The sequence below is a fragment of the Synechocystis sp. CACIAM 05 genome (genome assembly GCF_010222815.1).
In the GTDB taxonomy this organism is placed as follows: domain Bacteria; phylum Cyanobacteriota; class Cyanobacteriia; order Cyanobacteriales; family Microcystaceae; genus Synechocystis.
Map to the genome: position 1 here is coordinate 3,291,542 of NZ_CP019225.1, position 16,041 is coordinate 3,307,582.

The 16,041-nt window shown below is 49.1% G+C and carries 16 protein-coding genes; 13 read left to right on the forward strand and 3 right to left on the reverse strand.

Translation table 11 applies throughout. The annotated features are described in order from the left end of the window. Window positions 1-30 precede the first annotated feature (30 nt). The 7 genes from BWK47_RS15420 (at window position 31) to BWK47_RS15450 (ending at window position 6,303) form a co-directional block, all read left to right on the forward strand. On the forward strand, window positions 31-903 hold the full coding sequence (locus tag BWK47_RS15420) for a shikimate dehydrogenase (RefSeq protein ID WP_162329337.1): 873 nt from the start codon (window positions 31-33) through the stop codon (window positions 901-903). Between the two features lie 126 nt (window positions 904-1,029). Then, complete coding sequence (locus tag BWK47_RS15425; protein WP_162329338.1) at window positions 1,030-2,235, forward strand: ATP phosphoribosyltransferase regulatory subunit; 1,206 nt, start codon at window positions 1,030-1,032, stop codon at window positions 2,233-2,235. A gap of 77 nt (window positions 2,236-2,312) precedes the next feature. Next, a complete protein-coding gene (gene grxC / locus BWK47_RS15430) occupies window positions 2,313-2,642 on the forward strand; it encodes a glutaredoxin 3 (protein ID WP_162329339.1) in 330 nt (109 codons plus the stop codon). A 30-nt stretch (window positions 2,643-2,672) separates the two neighbouring features. Next, on the forward strand, window positions 2,673-3,560 hold the full coding sequence (locus tag BWK47_RS15435) for a fructosamine kinase family protein (protein WP_162329340.1): 888 nt from the start codon (window positions 2,673-2,675) through the stop codon (window positions 3,558-3,560). A 300-nt stretch (window positions 3,561-3,860) separates the two neighbouring features. Next, window positions 3,861-4,637, forward strand: a complete 777-nt coding sequence (locus BWK47_RS15440) for an RNA polymerase sigma factor SigF (RefSeq protein ID WP_162329341.1) — start codon at window positions 3,861-3,863, stop codon at window positions 4,635-4,637. A gap of 128 nt (window positions 4,638-4,765) precedes the next feature. After that, window positions 4,766-5,107 (forward strand): iron-sulfur cluster assembly accessory protein, encoded by a 342-nt coding sequence (locus BWK47_RS15445; RefSeq protein WP_162329342.1) that lies wholly within the window; start codon window positions 4,766-4,768, stop codon window positions 5,105-5,107. Between the two features lie 8 nt (window positions 5,108-5,115). After that, window positions 5,116-6,303 carry a glycosyltransferase gene (locus BWK47_RS15450; protein WP_162329343.1) on the forward strand — a complete coding sequence of 396 codons (1,188 nt, stop codon included), beginning with the start codon at window positions 5,116-5,118 and terminating at the stop codon, window positions 6,301-6,303. Between the two features lie 29 nt (window positions 6,304-6,332). Here the strand turns inward: BWK47_RS15450 and BWK47_RS15455 are convergent, their stop codons facing one another. Beyond that, on the reverse strand, window positions 6,333-7,379 hold the full coding sequence (locus BWK47_RS15455; RefSeq protein WP_162329344.1) for a WD40 repeat domain-containing protein: 1,047 nt from the start codon (window positions 7,377-7,379) through the stop codon (window positions 6,333-6,335). Between the two features lie 525 nt (window positions 7,380-7,904). Between BWK47_RS15455 and BWK47_RS15460 the strand changes: the two genes are divergently transcribed. Continuing rightward, window positions 7,905-10,202, forward strand: a complete 2,298-nt coding sequence (locus BWK47_RS15460) for a hypothetical protein (protein ID WP_162329345.1) — start codon at window positions 7,905-7,907, stop codon at window positions 10,200-10,202. 171 nt (window positions 10,203-10,373) lie between these two features. After that, window positions 10,374-10,784 (forward strand): hypothetical protein, encoded by a 411-nt coding sequence (locus BWK47_RS15465; protein WP_162329346.1) that lies wholly within the window; start codon window positions 10,374-10,376, stop codon window positions 10,782-10,784. On the opposite strand, the gene larB is transcribed toward BWK47_RS15465, so the two are convergent. Together larB and BWK47_RS15475 are read right to left on the reverse strand one after the other, a co-directional pair. Then, entirely contained in the window at window positions 10,752-11,555 is an 804-nt protein-coding gene (larB, locus tag BWK47_RS15470; protein ID WP_162329347.1) for a nickel pincer cofactor biosynthesis protein LarB, read from the reverse strand. The two genes, BWK47_RS15465 and larB, sit on opposite strands and share 33 nt — an antisense overlap. Window positions 11,556-11,606: 51 nt before the next feature. Continuing rightward, a complete protein-coding gene (locus BWK47_RS15475) occupies window positions 11,607-12,158 on the reverse strand; it encodes a M23 family metallopeptidase (protein ID WP_020861931.1) in 552 nt (183 codons plus the stop codon). A 479-nt stretch (window positions 12,159-12,637) separates the two neighbouring features. On the opposite strand from BWK47_RS15475, the gene BWK47_RS15480 reads away from it, so the two are divergent. From BWK47_RS15480 to pgeF, 4 genes are all read left to right on the forward strand, one after another. Then, complete coding sequence (locus tag BWK47_RS15480) at window positions 12,638-13,297, forward strand: TIGR00266 family protein (RefSeq protein ID WP_162329349.1); 660 nt, start codon at window positions 12,638-12,640, stop codon at window positions 13,295-13,297. Window positions 13,298-13,316: 19 nt separating this feature from the next. Further along, the gene (locus BWK47_RS15485; RefSeq protein WP_162329350.1) at window positions 13,317-13,997 is read left to right on the forward strand and encodes a TIGR00266 family protein; all 681 of its coding nucleotides are present in this window, start codon (window positions 13,317-13,319) and stop codon (window positions 13,995-13,997) included. Between the two features lie 53 nt (window positions 13,998-14,050). After that, window positions 14,051-14,905, forward strand: coding sequence for a TIGR00266 family protein (locus tag BWK47_RS15490; protein ID WP_162329351.1), 855 nt, complete (start codon window positions 14,051-14,053; stop codon window positions 14,903-14,905). Between the two features lie 177 nt (window positions 14,906-15,082). Continuing rightward, the gene (gene pgeF, locus BWK47_RS15495; protein WP_162329352.1) at window positions 15,083-15,877 is read left to right on the forward strand and encodes a peptidoglycan editing factor PgeF; all 795 of its coding nucleotides are present in this window, start codon (window positions 15,083-15,085) and stop codon (window positions 15,875-15,877) included. Window positions 15,878-16,041 lie beyond the last annotated feature (164 nt).

Below are 16,041 nucleotides of genomic sequence, written 5' to 3' on the forward strand. Positions count from 1 at the left end.
TGGCTCCATTTAAATTAACAATTGCTCCCCATGCCTCCCATCACCGGTAAAACTAAGCTCCTTGGTGTGATCGGTTATCCTGTTGGTCATTCCTTATCCCCTGTGATGCATAATGCGGCGCTCCAGGCCATGGCCAGTGATTATGCATACGCTGCCTTTCCCATTGCTCCAGAGGATTTAACCATCGCCATAGCGGGGTTAGGAGCCAGTGGAGTCCAGGGATTAAGCGTGACCATTCCCCATAAGCAAGCGGTGATGCCATTGTTGACCCAGATAACCGAAACCGCTCGGCAAGTGGGGGCCGTGAATACTCTCTGGTGGGATGGCCATGGCTGGCAGGGAACCAATACGGATGTTGAGGGTTTTTTGGCTCCCTTGTTGGAGTTAAAGCAAGATTGGTCAGGGAGGACGACGGTGATTCTCGGCTATGGTGGAGCCGCGCGGGCCGTGGTGGTGGGTTTAACCCAATTGGGTTGTCCAGAAATTATTGTGGTGGGTCGCAGTCAAGAAAAATTAGCTCAGTTCGCCAACAGTTGGACGGACCCCAAAATTAAGCAAGCTCTGCAAGTTCTACCCTGGGAAGCTCTATCTACCGTGATCCCCAAAGCAAGTTTATTGATTAACAGCACCCCCGTGGGCATGGCTCCCTACCCTAAGCAATCCCCCCTGGATCAATCCCTTGTGGAAAAACTACCGCCAACGGCGATCGCCTATGATTTGATTTATACTCCCCGCCCCACCAGGTTTTTACAACATGCTCAGGAGCGGGGTCTAGTGACCATTGATGGAGCAGAAATGCTAGTGCAACAGGGAGCCGCCGCCTTGAAAATTTGGCTACAACGGGAAGTGCCGGTGGACGTTATGCGCCAAGCCCTACTCCATCACTTAGAAAAATCTGCCTGATGACCCATTGGTAGGGGTTTTGGATAATTCTGCCCACCAAGGAAAACCGGAGAAATGTTCCTTGGGGTTGCGGGAAAACATTATATTGAGAATGTTTAAACTTGCCCCTGCCGAAACAAAGCCGTCATGATTCACCATCCCCCCGCTGGGGCTAGGGATTTATTGCCCCTGGAAGTCGCCCAGAAAGCTCGCATTAATGACCAATTGCAACAAACCTTTCATCGTTGGGGCTATCAGCGCATTGTTACCTCCACCCTGGAATGGCTGGATACCCTAGTGGCCGGTGGGGCAATTTCGGCTAATAACGTGATTCAACTCCAAGACAGTGGCGAGGGACGGTTGGGGTTACGGCCAGAATTAACCGCATCCATTGCCCGGGCGGTGGTGACCCGCATGACTGACAATCAGCCCCAAAGATTGTGTTACCGGGCCAACGTCTTTCGTAACCCCCCGGAAGGCTACCACGGTAAGCAAATGGAGTTTTTCCAAGCGGGCATAGAATTGCTCTTTGCTGGGGGCGTCCGGGCCGATGCAGAAATTCTCCTACTGTTGACGGATTGCCTCACCCAATTGGGTTTAAGCGATTGGCAATTGATTTTGGGTGATGCCGGTCTGACCAGAAGCCTATTGGCCAAATTACCCCCCACTCTCCAAACCACTGTGCGGGATTGCATCACCCGTTTGGACTATGTAGAACTTTCCCAACTCCCCTATCCTGACAATGAAGCTAAAAATCTTGCTTTGCAACTGTTTGACCTGCGGGGCACAGTGGAGGAAGTTTTGGCCAGACTGGGCAAGTTAGATTTACAGGGGGAATGTCTGGGTCTGGTCGATCGCCTGCAGGCGTTGTTGTCCCTAGTGGCGGCCAGTGGAGATGGGCCCGCTAATCTGGTATTGGACTTGAGTTGGCTCCAGCCGTTTGATTACTACACTGGCATGGTTTTCCAAGCGGTGAGTCGCCAGGCCGATAACTGTTATGTGTTGGGCCAGGGGGGGCGTTATGACCAACTGCTCAGCCAATATCATCCCCAACAGCAGTCTTTTCCCGGTACGGGTTTTTCTCTGAACATTGAGGAGCTACACCAATGTTTGCTTGAATTGGGGACTTTACCCACCAGTACCGCCCCCATCGATTATCTAGTTTGCCCCGTGGATGACGCCGCCGAAGGAGCAACCTTTCGCCATGCCCAACAGTTGCGCCGCCAGCATCCCGATCGCCGGGTGGAATTGGACCTAGGGGGGCGATCGCCGGAGGAGTTAAATACCTATGCCCAAGCCATGGCTGTGGGACAAATTGTCTGGGTTGGGGCCGATGGCCCGGTTGATCTGTAATGCTGAAGGGAAAGGACAAAGACAACCCCGTTGCAGTTCCCAGGTAAAATTTCCAGTTCCAATTTCCAGGTGATGTCATGGCTAATTTGTTCAACTGGTTTCCCCTCCTCAGTAGCCGCCAAGCGGATGGGATCAAAGCCAAAGTGGAAATATATACTTGGCAAACTTGCCCTTTTTGTATCCGGGCGAAACTTTTACTGTGGTGGAAGGGAGTTAAGTTTATCGAGTACAAAATTGATGGCGATGACCAAGCCAGGCAGGCCATGGCGGCAAGGGCAGAAGGAAGACGCACTGTGCCCCAAATTTTTGTCAATGACCAGGGCATTGGTGGCTGTGACCAACTGTATGGCCTGGACAGCCGCGGCCAGTTAGACCCCCTGTTGGCCACTCCTCCTAACCCAGCCTAGGTATTATTTGTCCCTGTCCTGTTTTCCCCTGTGCCCGTGAATTCCCCTGCCCCCTGGCAAACCATTGCCCAACAAATCAGTCAGACCACTGGTCAACCCTTCCGTATTCAGGAACGGCGATCGGTGAGTGGTGGTTGCATTAACCAGGGCTATTGCCTGATGGATGGGGAGCAGAAATATTTTGTCAAACTTAATCAAGCCCAGCAGTGGCAGATGTTTCAAGCGGAAGCCCTCGGGTTAGAAGCCATAGCGGCCACCCAAACCATTCGAGTTCCCCGTCCCATTTGCCACGGCAGTTCCGCCGGCCATAGTTACCTGGTGTTGGAATGGCTCGAGTTTGGCCGGGGTAACCATGACAGTTGGTACCGCATGGGACAAAATTTGGCGGCATTGCATCAAGCCGGGGGCAGTGCCCAATTCGGTTGGCAGACTGATAACACCATTGGAGCCACTCCCCAGCCCAATCCCTGGACCGATATTTGGGCCGACTTTTTTGCGGAGCATCGCCTTGGCTATCAACTGGCCCTTGCTCGACGACGGGGAGGCAACTTTCCCGATCCCGCCGTAGTAGTTCCCAAAGTGAAGCAACTGTTAGGCGATCGCCAACCGACACCAGCTTTAGTCCATGGGGATCTGTGGTCTGGCAATGGCGCAATTTTGACCACAGGGGAGCCGGTCATCCTCGACCCGGCCACCTACTATGGCGATGGGGAAGTGGATCTGGCTATGACGGAATTATTTGGGGGATTTCCGGCGGCTTTTTACCAGGGTTACCATAGCATCAGTCCCGCGGAACCTGGTTATCAACAACGGAAAATTCTCTACAATCTGTACCACATTCTCAACCACTTCAATTTGTTTGGGGGCGGTTATCAACAGCAAGCCCAGCAAATGCTTAAACAATGCTTAAGGATTTAATTGAAGAATTGTTGACTTTTTACGCATATTATTGTTCGGATTTTAGATTAATCCTATAATTAGCGTGGGTTCCTATGCCATATCTTCCCGTTGCTGGTAATTCCAACGCAAGCTAGTTGCCCAGCCAGAGCAGGGGAGAGGATGATGCCCAAACCTAAACAAAGCTTATTTTCATTAGCATTGCCTAGGGCATCGGTTGGCAGAAAGTTTTTATTTTTTCCAATTTTCTCCATATATTTGCTGATGTAGGCAGAGTCCAACCATCGGTAAAGTTGATTAGAGTCGCCCAAACCTAAAACCATGACCAATGCCACCAGCGAAAGCCTCAAACTTGAGACTCTGAGACTGTTCAAAATCTACGCAGAGTCCCACGATATTGGCGTGCGTAATCGGATTATGGAAGTCAATCTGGGTCTGGTGAGAAAGGAAGCGCACCATTGGACGGCCCAGTGCAATGAAAGTTTTGAGGATTTGTCCCAGGTGGGGTGTTTGGGTCTGATCCGAGCCATTGAACGGTTTGATGTGAGTAAGGGCAATGCCTTTAGCTCCTTTGCCATTCCCTATGTGCGGGGAGAAATCCAGCATTTTCTGCGGGATAAAAGTAACTGTGTTCGTATTCCCCGGCGTTGGTTAGATTTGGGTCGTCAGGCGATCGCCGTCCAGCAGGAATTTCGCCTCAAATATGACCGGGCAGCTACGGATGAGGAGATCGCACAGATTTTAGCAGTGCCCCTGGCGGACTGGCAAGAAACCAAACTGGCGTTGCAGAATCGTGAACTGGTGAGTCTGGACACCAAGGTAAATGGGGACGATGACGGACAAGTTAATCTGGGGGATTGTTTAGCCCACCACGAATTCCGTAGTTTTCAACTCAGCCAGGAAGATCAAATCCGTCTGCAACAGGCCTTAGCCAGTTTGGAAGAACGTACCCGCCGCATTGTGGAATTTGTTTTTCTCCACGACTTTACCCACAAGGAAGCCGCCGAAATGATGGGGGTTAGTGTGATTACCGTTTCCCGTCGCATTAAACAGGGCATTGGGGCTTTGAAAAAAGCCTTAAATACGGAAATTTTTTAACTGTTTAGAGTCTATCTCCAGTAGTAAGTAGCAAAAATTCAGCCAAGGTCGGCGATCGCCCTGGTAGTATGGCAAATGGAGCTTTATGTCTAACTTTTCCATTTTTTTTCGAGCCATTGTGTTAGCCTATGCTGCAATTGACCCCCAGTGCCGCCCAGGAAATTAAACGATTGCAACACAGTCGCCAACTAACCCGCCACCATTTTCGTTTGGCAGTCAGGCCCGGAGGGTGCGCCGGTTGGTTATACCATTTGGATTTTGTGCCGGAAATTACCGGTGATGATTTGGAGTATGAAAGTGGCGGTGTGACGGTGCTGGTGGATAGCCAGAGTGCCGGTTATCTCCACAATCTCAAATTAGACTATGCCGAGGATTTAATGGGGGGAGGATTTCGTTTCACCAATCCCAATGCTGCCCAGGTGTGTAGTTGCAGCTTGTCCTTTGCTCCTAATTTAGAAAAGAATTTGTAGGCGGACAAATGGTCACCTTTGTCTTGGCAATTACCGCAATCTCCTGCCTGATTTGGTGCTTTCTATTGGTTGGTTGGGGAAACTTTTGGCGTTGTGATCAGGTTTTAAACTTTGATCGCCCATCAACTTTACAGGAATATCCCTCCGTAGCAGCCATTATTCCAGCTCGGGATGAGGCCAGCGTATTGGGTCAAAGTTTGCCCAGTTTGTTGCAACAGCATTATCCTGGCCCGTTAAGAATTATTTTGGTGGATGACCAAAGCAGTGATGGCACAGGGGCTGTGGCCCAACGAATTGCCAAAGATTTGGGCTATGGCGATCGCCTGGAAGTGGTGTCGGGGCAGCCGTTACCCCCTGGATGGTCGGGAAAATTGTGGGCCGTGGAACAGGGATGGCAAACAGTACAGTTGAAAAAAAAAGGTTCAGATTCCTGGCCGGAGTACATTTTTCTCACCGATGCGGACATTGCCCATGGTCCCCAAACCATTGCAGCCTTGGTGGAAAAAGCCCAACGGGACAATTTAGCCCTGGTATCCCTGATGGTGCTGTTGCGCTGTGAGAGTGTTTGGGAAAAATTGCTAATTCCAGCCTTTATTTTTTTCTTTCAAAAGCTTTATCCTTTCCCTTTAGTTAATAATCCCCAACGTCAAACGGCGGCGGCGGCGGGGGGCTGTATTCTCATGGAACGGTCAGCCCTACAAACCATTGGTGGCATTGCGGCCCTCAAAGAAGCGTTAATTGACGACTGCACCTTGGCCCAAAAAGTTAAAGCAGAAGGATTCCCCATCTGGTTGGGTTTAACCAGGGACAATTGGAGTTTGCGACCCTACGATCGCCTAGAAACCATTTGGCAGATGGTCAGCCGCACTGCCTATACCCAACTGAATTACAATCCTTTGCTGTTACTGGGGACTTTGCTTGGTATGGCTTTGGTCTATTTGACTGCCCCCATAGCCCTAATGTTGGCAATAATTTGGGGCAATGCTCCCCTGGCCCTATTGGGAGCTTTCACCTGGATGCTAATGGCGATCGCCTATGGCCCGACCCTGAAATTCTATGGGCGCTCATGGCTTTGGGGTTTAACCCTACCGTTGATTGCCCTATTATATAGCCTCATGACCCTGGATTCTGCTTGGCAACATTGGCGGGGCCTGGGGGGCGGTTGGAAAGGTCGGGTTTATCCCCAGGGGTCTTGATTTTTTCGACCCCCAGGAAAACTCTTTGGTTATTGGGCAAGGGCACTGAGGCCCCAGATTTTTACGGTTTTGTCCTCCGCACCGCTGTAGAGGGTATTGCCATCGGGACTAAAAGCTAGGGACAGAACCCAGCCTTGGTGACCCCTCAGGGTAGTAAGCTGTTTGCCGTTGGCTAAATCGAAGATCATAATGGTTCCTTCTTTGTTCGCAGTAGCTACCCAGCGATTATTGGGGGAAACGGCGATGGTATTAATTTCTAAACTGGGGCCTCTGACGGAAAACAACTCTTTGGCATCGGCTAAGTTCCAAGCTTTAACAAAATTCCGCACCGCTCCTACCAGTTTTCTGCCATCGGGGGTCACAGCTAAGCCGTTGATGAAACCTGGCTGTTGGGGAGAAGTGCCGAGTAATTCAAAGGTGTTGGCATCCCAAAATTTAATGGTGCGGTCCTGGCCGATCGCCCCGGTGATAAATTGACTGCCGTCGGGGGTGAACACAACGCTGGTAGTAGGGCCGAGGTTATCCGCTAGGGTTTGTATTAAGTTGCCCGATGCCCTTTCCCAAATGCGAATGGTGCGATCGCCACCACTAACGCTCACCACAGTTTCTCCGTCGGGACTAAAGGCCACACCACTGACCTTATCCGTGTGGCCAACCAGGGTTTCAACCCTCATGCCATCCCGAACCCGGCGCACATCAACATTATTGTCAGCGGCGATCGCCAACCATTGACCATCGGCACTAATGGCTAAATCAGCAAAATTATTGACGGGACTCCTTTGGCTATAAACCACTTCTTGGTTAGCTAAATCAATCAGGGTGATTTGGTTATCCGCCGTAGCCACAGCCAAATATTTACCATCAGGGGTGATGTTGAGGGCAGTGATAATGCCTTGAAAACCGCTCAGATTTTCCACTGCCACCGACGGGCTGGCCGTAGTTTGAGCCACTGTGTATGGGTTAGGGGTGTTGGCATTAGCGTGGACATTCTCGCCTGGATAAACTAGGCAAGCAAAGGTCAAAAAAAATGTAGCGGGGACAGAAAGTTTTTTCAATGGGGGAAAATGGTTTTTCATTTTAAAAAATAGTTAAGTTACTAAAACGTTTGATAGCTTGATTATAATAGGCGTTACCTCAGGCCCTTTTATAAGCTTTTAGTCCATCTTCTCAACCGACCCCCTGAAACTCTGTTGATAATAAATAATTTTTGCTAATCTTCCTTTTTGATGGGACGGATAGGAACAATTGATTATCACTTCTAGACTCTTCCAATACATTCTCAGGCAATTTACCTTGGGAGTACTATTTTAAAAAATATCAATAAATCATATACATTTGGCAGCATTAGCCATAATTTAACCTAGAATATGTTTACAAAGTTTTATTTCGATCCCCAAATTTCCTGACTAAGGCTTCGGCAATACTAGGAAAATTCCATTCAGTTTTTCTCCAAATTTGGGAAGTCAGGGGGGTTTGCAAAACAGGCCCTTAATTAGCGGACTGATCAACTATTTGTCATTGGTTAATCAAGTGGTTTATATTTAATTGATTTATTCAGACCGGTTCAATATCTTTTGATCTATTTTTGACTATTAAAATATATGAAACCTTTTCATTGGCTACTTTATTTCACTACGTTCAGTTTACCAGGAATAATTCCCTGCCCTGTTTTAGCCAATGAAGTTCTCAATTTTATCAACTTTACCCCTACCACGGCAGAATTAAATGATGACTTCCCATTGGAAAAGACAATCAGATTAGAGCCATTTATATTAGAAAATATTGCCGATTTAAGAGCCGTTGAATCAAATCAAGAGCCATGGCAAACTTCCGTAGATTATTCCCATAGCTTGACCTCCAGCACCGTAACCACGGAGGGTTTAAGGGGCCAGTCAACACAGTTGGTACAGCTTACAAGCCAAGCATTAACTGAGCCAACAAAAAAAGGAGAACAAGATTTTTTGCCAGCCATAAATCCAGAAAAAAGTTCCTATCCGGAGAGTATTACCCAACAGTCGACCAACACAGAAAATAGTGAACAGCTTAGCCCCAACCCAATAGCTGACACTGCCCAAAATGACGGTTGGCAAATTTTTATTACCCCCGGTGCCATCCTACCCATTAATGCCTATGGGTCAGCCAGAATTAGGGGAGTTCAGGGTGATTATCACCTTACCACTGCGGACATACTGGAAAAATTAACAGTTTATGCTGGGGGAAGAGTCGAAGCTTGGCACGGTAACTGGGGCATTATTTTGGATGGATTTTATTATAATTTGCAGGGAGCTACCACCAATCAACGGGACAGTTTTACTGGCTTAGCATCTTTTAGTCCAATTAATTATTTACTCAACACAGATATCAATAATCGTTTGAATGGAATTAGTGACATTCTTGTCGACCAGTCTGATATTTTACAGCAAAATAAAAGTGATATTCACCAAAGTCTAGACCAAATTCAATCTGAGTTTGAACTGGTGCGCAATGCAGCTCCCGATCGCCAGGAGTTAATGGAGGCGATCACCTCAGCTTCGGCCAAAATTGAAGCATTGCAAGCCTTGGGTAATGCCATTGACCGGGAAGCTATTGGGGCTTGGGCGGAACAAATTAAAGAACTGAAAAAAACGTTGGAGGAGGGCAACCTTGGGGAACGGGAAATTGAACAAAAGTTGGCTCAACTCCAGACCGTCCTAGCTGCTGCCCAGGGTTTTCGGGACAATGCCATTGGTTCTATTGATCGTCTGGAGGACCGAGTGCAACAACGGGTGACGGAAATTCAAACCTTTGCTGCCCAGTTGCAAAACCTGAGGGAAGAAACTAGAGAATTGCTGGCCACATTGCCCTTGGAAGAAATTGACCGTCGGGATTTAGCCAAAATCGCCCTGGGGGGGATAGATAAAATAAAGGAAATTGAAGGCGATCGGGACCGTTCCACTTTGGAAAATATCATCGACCGGATGGAAACTGCCCAGGATAAGTTGGAGGCAGTGCGTGCCCTACAGACGGAAATTCAAACGCGCATTGCTAATCTTCGTTCCAGGGAAGATCTAGGGGCATTGCAGAAAAAATTGGCGGAAACTAGGGAAAAAGTGGGACAAGTGCGGGAGGCGATCGCCAATCTAGAGAAAATTAAGGATTCCCATTTAGGGGAAATTATTCAAATCCTCCAAGACAGTAATGCCAAGGAAAACTTGATACAATTGCAAGAAACACTGGCCAAGTTGCAATCGCTCAAAAATAATGCAAATTTTGCTGATGCTTTACAAGATTTAGCCAAATTAGACCAAATTTTGGCCAATGAAGAGCAAGTAATTGCCGCCATTCAGGCTGAACTTTACGGGGCAGGGCAACGGGATTTAACCATTGATACCAACACCGAGCTATCCGTCAGCGAAACTACCGTTGATCTAGCCATTAGCTACCATTTTGGCGACGTCCGTCCTGTTTACGGTTCAGGAAGCCAGAGCAGAAGTTATCCCCAGTGGTGGTTTGAACCCTACATCGGAGCCAGGTTGATCAATCTCAGCTTTGCCCTGGACCAGACCACTAACTACCGCTACGATAGTTCCCTAGTTTCCCTGGGGGGACAATTTCAAATTAACGAAACCGCTAGCCGCACTTGGATTAATCCCTTAGTGGGGGGAAAATTTGGGGTGCAGTTGACGGATGCTTTAGCCCTTTGGCTCCGGGGGGATGTGTCCGGCTTTGACCTATCGGGGGAGGCGGACTGGAACTGGAACGCCATTTTAGGACTAAATTACTATGTAAGAGAAAATGTGGCCATCCAGCTAGGTTACAAATTTTATAGTTTGAAGTATGGACAGGGCAGTGACGACGATGGTTTTGACTTTTCCCTGAATTTGAATGGCCCCTATTTGGGTTTGACCCTGCGGCTTTAGGCTGTTTGAGTCTGTTGACTTTCACCAAGGAATTTATTTTAAAAACTTTAAAAACAGAGTCTTCTAACCGACAAAAATCCCCTTCAGTCTCCCTATAACTCCATAACCCCGGATTATGGTGACTGGTACCATGGCAGGGTTGAACGCAAAACATCTCAATTTATCAAACCAATGAAACCTGAATTTGCCACTGTCCAGGCCTGGGAACAGGCAGATTGCCTGATGCAACCAGCTCTGATTCGCACCATTGACCATCTGCGGCAAGGTTTGGAAAGCTGTCCCTGGCGCAGTCGCTACGAGGAGGTGCAGGAACCCATACCAGGTCATCGATTAATCCTAGAAAATGAGGGGCAAACCTACGGAGTTAACATTTGGGATTTATGCTTTCAAGTCTGCTTTGCCAATTACCAAGCCCAGCCCTTTGGGGATAACTTGCCGGAGAATAATCAGGCTTTGGCAGTGGAAATAGACCAGGACTTATTTAACGACCAAGGGGAAGTGGATTGGACGAAATTAGACCATAAAGCTCGCCATTGCGTGGAAGCATTTTTAGCCGCCCTGCCCACCGTTGGCCATAGTTGATTTTGATTGCAGGCGATCAACCGTGCGGAGAATTTGTCCTGCTAACATGGCCGCTCCAAAGCCGTTATCAATATTGACTACCCCCACCCCCACTGCACAGGAATTGAGCATGGTTAACAGGGGAGCCACGCCGCCGAAACTGGTGCCATAGCCGACGCTGGTGGGTACGCCAATCACAGGACAGTGCACTAACCCCGCCACCACACTGGGTAAGGCCCCTTCCATACCCGCCACCACAATCAACACATCCATGGCTTGAATTAATTCTCGATGGCTCAACAGTCGGTGAATGCCAGCTACCCCCACGTCCCAGAGTTTCTCCACTTTGAACCCGCAGAGGCTCGCTGTAATGGCCGCTTCCTCCGCCACGGGTAAATCCGCTGTGCCTGCACTGAGAACGCCAATGGTACCGGAATATTTAATTTGTAAAGGGGTTTGCACCAGGGCACAAATGCGAGCTTGGGGATAGTACTGCAATAGAGGAATGCGATCGCCAAGCAGATCCGCCACCTCCGGCTCCACCCTGGTCACTAGCACCACCGGATTATGCACCGCTAAGACCTGGATAATCTGCTCAATTTGTTCTGGGGTTTTACCTGGACCCCACACCACCTCTGGAAAGCCCGTCCGCAGTTGCCGCTGATGATCCACTTTGGCAAAATCATCGATCGCCTGGAAACTGAGGTGTTTAAGCTGCTCAAAACCCTCTTGGCTACTGATGTGACCACTGGCGATCGCCGTGAGCAATTGTTGGAGTAAATCTGGGGTCATGGGCAGGGAAAACTGAAAAACAGGGCCATGGACTATTCTGGCCCATTTGGGCTAGGTTGCTCCCCCGTACATGGCCTGTAGTACCAGAGCCGGATCGACTAAAACTCCGTTATGGCGCAGTTCCCAATGGAGATGGGGCCCTGTGGTTCTTCCCGTCATGCCCACCCGACCAATGCGCATCCCCGCCACCACCTGTTGGCCCTGTTGGAGCACAATGCCCCCCTGGCGATCGACCAAATACCTTTGTCCCTGATGCACTTCCACCCCGCCCATTAAATGACAGTAAGTGTGCTGCCAAGGGCCAGACTGAATGCGAACCATGGTGCCACAACCGGTATGGTCGGACATTTCCACCACTGTGCCATGCCACCAATTGCGTATGTAACTGCCCAGGGGCGCAGCCAAATCCAAGCCATTGTGGAAAGTGCTCGCTCCAGCGGTGGGGGCTCGGCGGGGACCAAACCCAGAAGTATATTGCTGGAAATTTTCCACCGGGAAAGAAGCATACTGCCAAGGGTTGGTGGAACTGGTAGCCACTGGAGCATATTGAGCAGCAACCTGGTTATTGGAGGCCAAAGCAATGGTCAAGGTGCTACTGGCCATAACCAGAGCGAGGAGAGATATTAACGACCATAGTCGGCGTTTTCTGAACCTGGGCCTGGATAAATTTCTACTTAACCAATGCTTTTGACGACAAGTTCGCCAGAAAGAGTTCATAGCACAATCCTCACACGTTTCACACTGCTCCCTAGTGTATGCCTAGAATTGTTCCCTGGCGAAGGTCAACTTATTTATCTCTGGAGGCATAGGCATACCTGGGTATGGGTAAAAAGCACGAAAATGCCCATTAATGCCCCTGTCGTCCGTAATGAGGAAAGATCTAGCAAAAGTCTTCTGGATGGAAAGAGGATTGCAAAAAGATTCTTCTCTAGAAAATCTTACTTTTCCATTATTCTCGTAGACCATTAACTTTAGGCTTTAAGGCCAGTTAAATTGGGCTTGGTTTGGTATAGATTGGGGTTAACTAGTTAAAAATAGAATCAATTTTGCTCCGTTGTTGTTCTTCTGCCCCCCGCTGAGCCGTGCTCTACAAAATTCGCCACTATCCCAACTCGGTGTTGGCCGTTACGCTCAAACCCAAGGAACGGCTCTACATTAACCCCGGTTCCCTAATTAGCATGGATGGGGGATTGGTCGTTAGTCGGGTTTGTGGTGGAGGCTGGCTCCGGGCCTTGGCTCGGTTTTTATTGGGTAAAGAAAACTTAATGGTTAATGCCATCCATAATCCCAGCGATCAACCGTTAAGTTTTACCCTAGGCAAAGCCTTACCAGGAAATTTGACCAGGCTAGACTTACCCAAAAATGGCATAGTCATCAATCCAGGAGTACATGTTGCCCATACCAGCGGCGTCAATATGGGGGTGTATTGGCTCGGTCTATCCAGTTGGTGGGGGGGGCAGGGTTTATTCGGTTTGAAACTCCAAGGTAAAGGCCGCGTCTTCCTTGGTAGCTACGGCACCCTTAACCAGTTGTCCTGCCCCCAGAGTTTTGTGGTGGAACATTCTCATTTAGTAGCGTTTCAGCCCAAGCTCAAGCTCAAAGTTAATTTTCCCCGGGGCATTATTGGTGATCTGCAGTCCGGTCGGGGGCTGAGTTCCCTTCTAAAGGGCTCCGGCAACCTCTATTGGCAATCCCGTAGCTTGAGCAGTTTAGGCCGTTTTATCCGGCTCCGACTGCGCTGATTTTTTCTTTGCCTGCCCTATGAACATTAAACTTCTCAATTCCCCCCAAACGGCGATCGCCAGGGTACTTCTGGAGGCCAATGAAGAATTAGCAGCCCAGCATGGTTCTTTAATTGCCATGAGTCCGGACATTACGGTGCAAAGTTCCGTGCGGCGCACTAGCGATGGAGCAGGGAAACAGAGTAGCCGGGGCAATCAAGTTAAAACCATGTTTTTAAACAATTATCGAACCGGGGAAAATGGCGGTGAAATTTACCTGGCCCCTCCCCTAGTGGGAAACCTGGGGCACTATCAACTGGGCGGGAGGAAATTAATTGTCCGCCAAAGCTCCTACCTAGCATCCGATGGCAAGGTGGACATTTTCATGGGCTACAAATCCGCCGCCAAGAAAGAACCCTATTCCTGGCTGAGTTTAGTGGGCATTGGAGATGTGTTAATCAGCTCCTTTGGGGCTATGTATTCCCTGGAAGTGAATGGCAAACAAATCGTCAACTCCGACCATGTGGTGGCCTTTGATAACAGCCTCAAAGTTAAGCCGTATCAAGAGTTGCGTCCCTGGCCCAAACGTCTGGTGCCCAACCAAGAAATCCTCTATGAATTCAGTGGCACAGGTACAATTTTTTGCCAAACCCATGGTCCTCGGAATTTTGCTCGGGAAGTGGGTCGCCAACTCAAACCGGAAAACTTCAAACTGCGCTAAATCATAAACCGAAACCACTAATACCATTGCCCTGTAACTGAAATCTGCCCGCCATGATGGAAGAAGAATCCCTAGAAAAGCTCGAAGAAAGTCTAGAACAGATCGACCCTGAGGAGGATTTGGAAGAGGATTACACCCAACATCTCTTTGCCCATCCCCGGGAAGCAGGGGGAGATAACCAGGTACGTCCTACAGATGATGAATTTAATCTTCCCTACAGCATTAATGGCCATGCCCTGTACGCCACCCTGGAGCTGACCCTGAAGCCCGGTCAAATTGTCCTTGTTGATGCCAATGTAGTCACTGCCATGGACCGTTCTGTTCTCTTTGTTAACAAATTGCGGGGGGGATTGTTGGATGTCCTCCGTAAAGCCCTAGGGACAGATACCCTATTTCTTAACCAATTTACGGCGGAACAAAGCGTTGGCCACCTGCAATTGGCGCCAGCCCTACCGGGGGATATTTGTCATTATTTTTTAACCACAGAAAAAGGTATTTATCTCCGGGCAGATAACTTCCTGGCCTGCCAACCAACGGTGAAAATTGACACTAATTTCGCCAGTATGAAGCATTTTTATAACGATAGTGAGAGTTTTTTATTGCGTTTAGTCGGACAGGGGGATTTGTGGTTCAGTCTTTATGGTGGTTTGGTGCAGGTTTCCATGAACGGCGATCTGGCCTATAACCCCGATTACATTGTTGCATTTGAAGATACCCTGGATTACCAAATGACTAAACAGGAGGGGCTCGCCGTCGATCGCCTACGGGGGGATGTGTGGGGTGGTAAGGGTAGACTGTGCCGCTTCACTGGCCAGGGGAAAATTTGGCTTCAGGCCCGTCAGGCCAATAGCTTTTTGAACTATGTCCAATCAATTTTGCTCAATTTACGTTTTCCCCGACTGAATTAGGGGGATCAACGCATTTACGGAGAACTTGGGCCATGGTAGGATTACCAGGTGAAATTAGGTTATGGGCATTAAAAATAAGCTTTTGCTTCAACGAATTAGAGCGGAAACTCACACCACTTTTGATCCGCAGTCGAAATTAAAACCACTACAAACATCACAACTTTTTTGGCTAGACCGATGACAATGGGGGACAATCTCTGGGGATGGCAGAACATCAATGGTTCACCCTATCTCACCTGTGCTTTATTGGCTCCCTGGCCCCATGGCTTTTTCACCAGAGCCTTCTATCCCCAATTGCCCGAACAACTGATCACCTATCTTGATCCCCAAGGAAAAGCTTTCCGGGTCAAACAGGTTCATGGGGACGTAACCCTAACGGCAACGGAAATTGGCCAAACTCCCTTGGCCCCAGACAGTGCCCATCCCCCAGCGGATGGAATCATTAGCGACGCTCCCCACCAAGGGGTCTGGGTGGCCAGTGCGGACTGTACCCCAGTATTGATTGGCGATTTGATTGGTAAACGGGTGGCGGCGATTCATGCAGGCTGGCGGGGGACCAAAGCCAGAATTGTGCCCAAAACCATCGACAGATTTCTGGCCCTGGGTAGTGAGTTAAAGGATTTACGGGTTGCCCTAGGCCCGGCGATCGCCGGAGAAGTATATCAAGTCGATCCCTGGGTAGCCTTGGAAGTGGGGCAAAGTGTGCAGGCAGTGCAACAGTTGGCCACGGAGAGACAGCAATGGGATTACCTGTGCAATGTAGCCACTCCGCCCGTTCTACCCGATAGGGAACCGGAAAAATATCGCCTTGATGTGCGTCGCATCAATCAACTGCAACTGTTAGAGTTAGGTTTTGCCCAGGAACAGATTGCTGTGGCCCCCCACTGTACCTTCCAAATGGAAGAACTTTTTTTCTCCTATCGCCGTACCCACACCAAGGAAGTGCAATGGTCTGGCATTGTCAGTTACTGACGCGGAGACAAAATGGGGACTTACTCACGCCTCGTCTCAATTTTTTCCTTGGTTAGTGGTTGGGGCGATGTTGACCAACTATTACAGTTAGGGAGCGACAAATATTTTGACCTCCGTACCGGCAGCACCTCCTCCTTTTTTACAGACTTTGGGAGGTTTTGCAA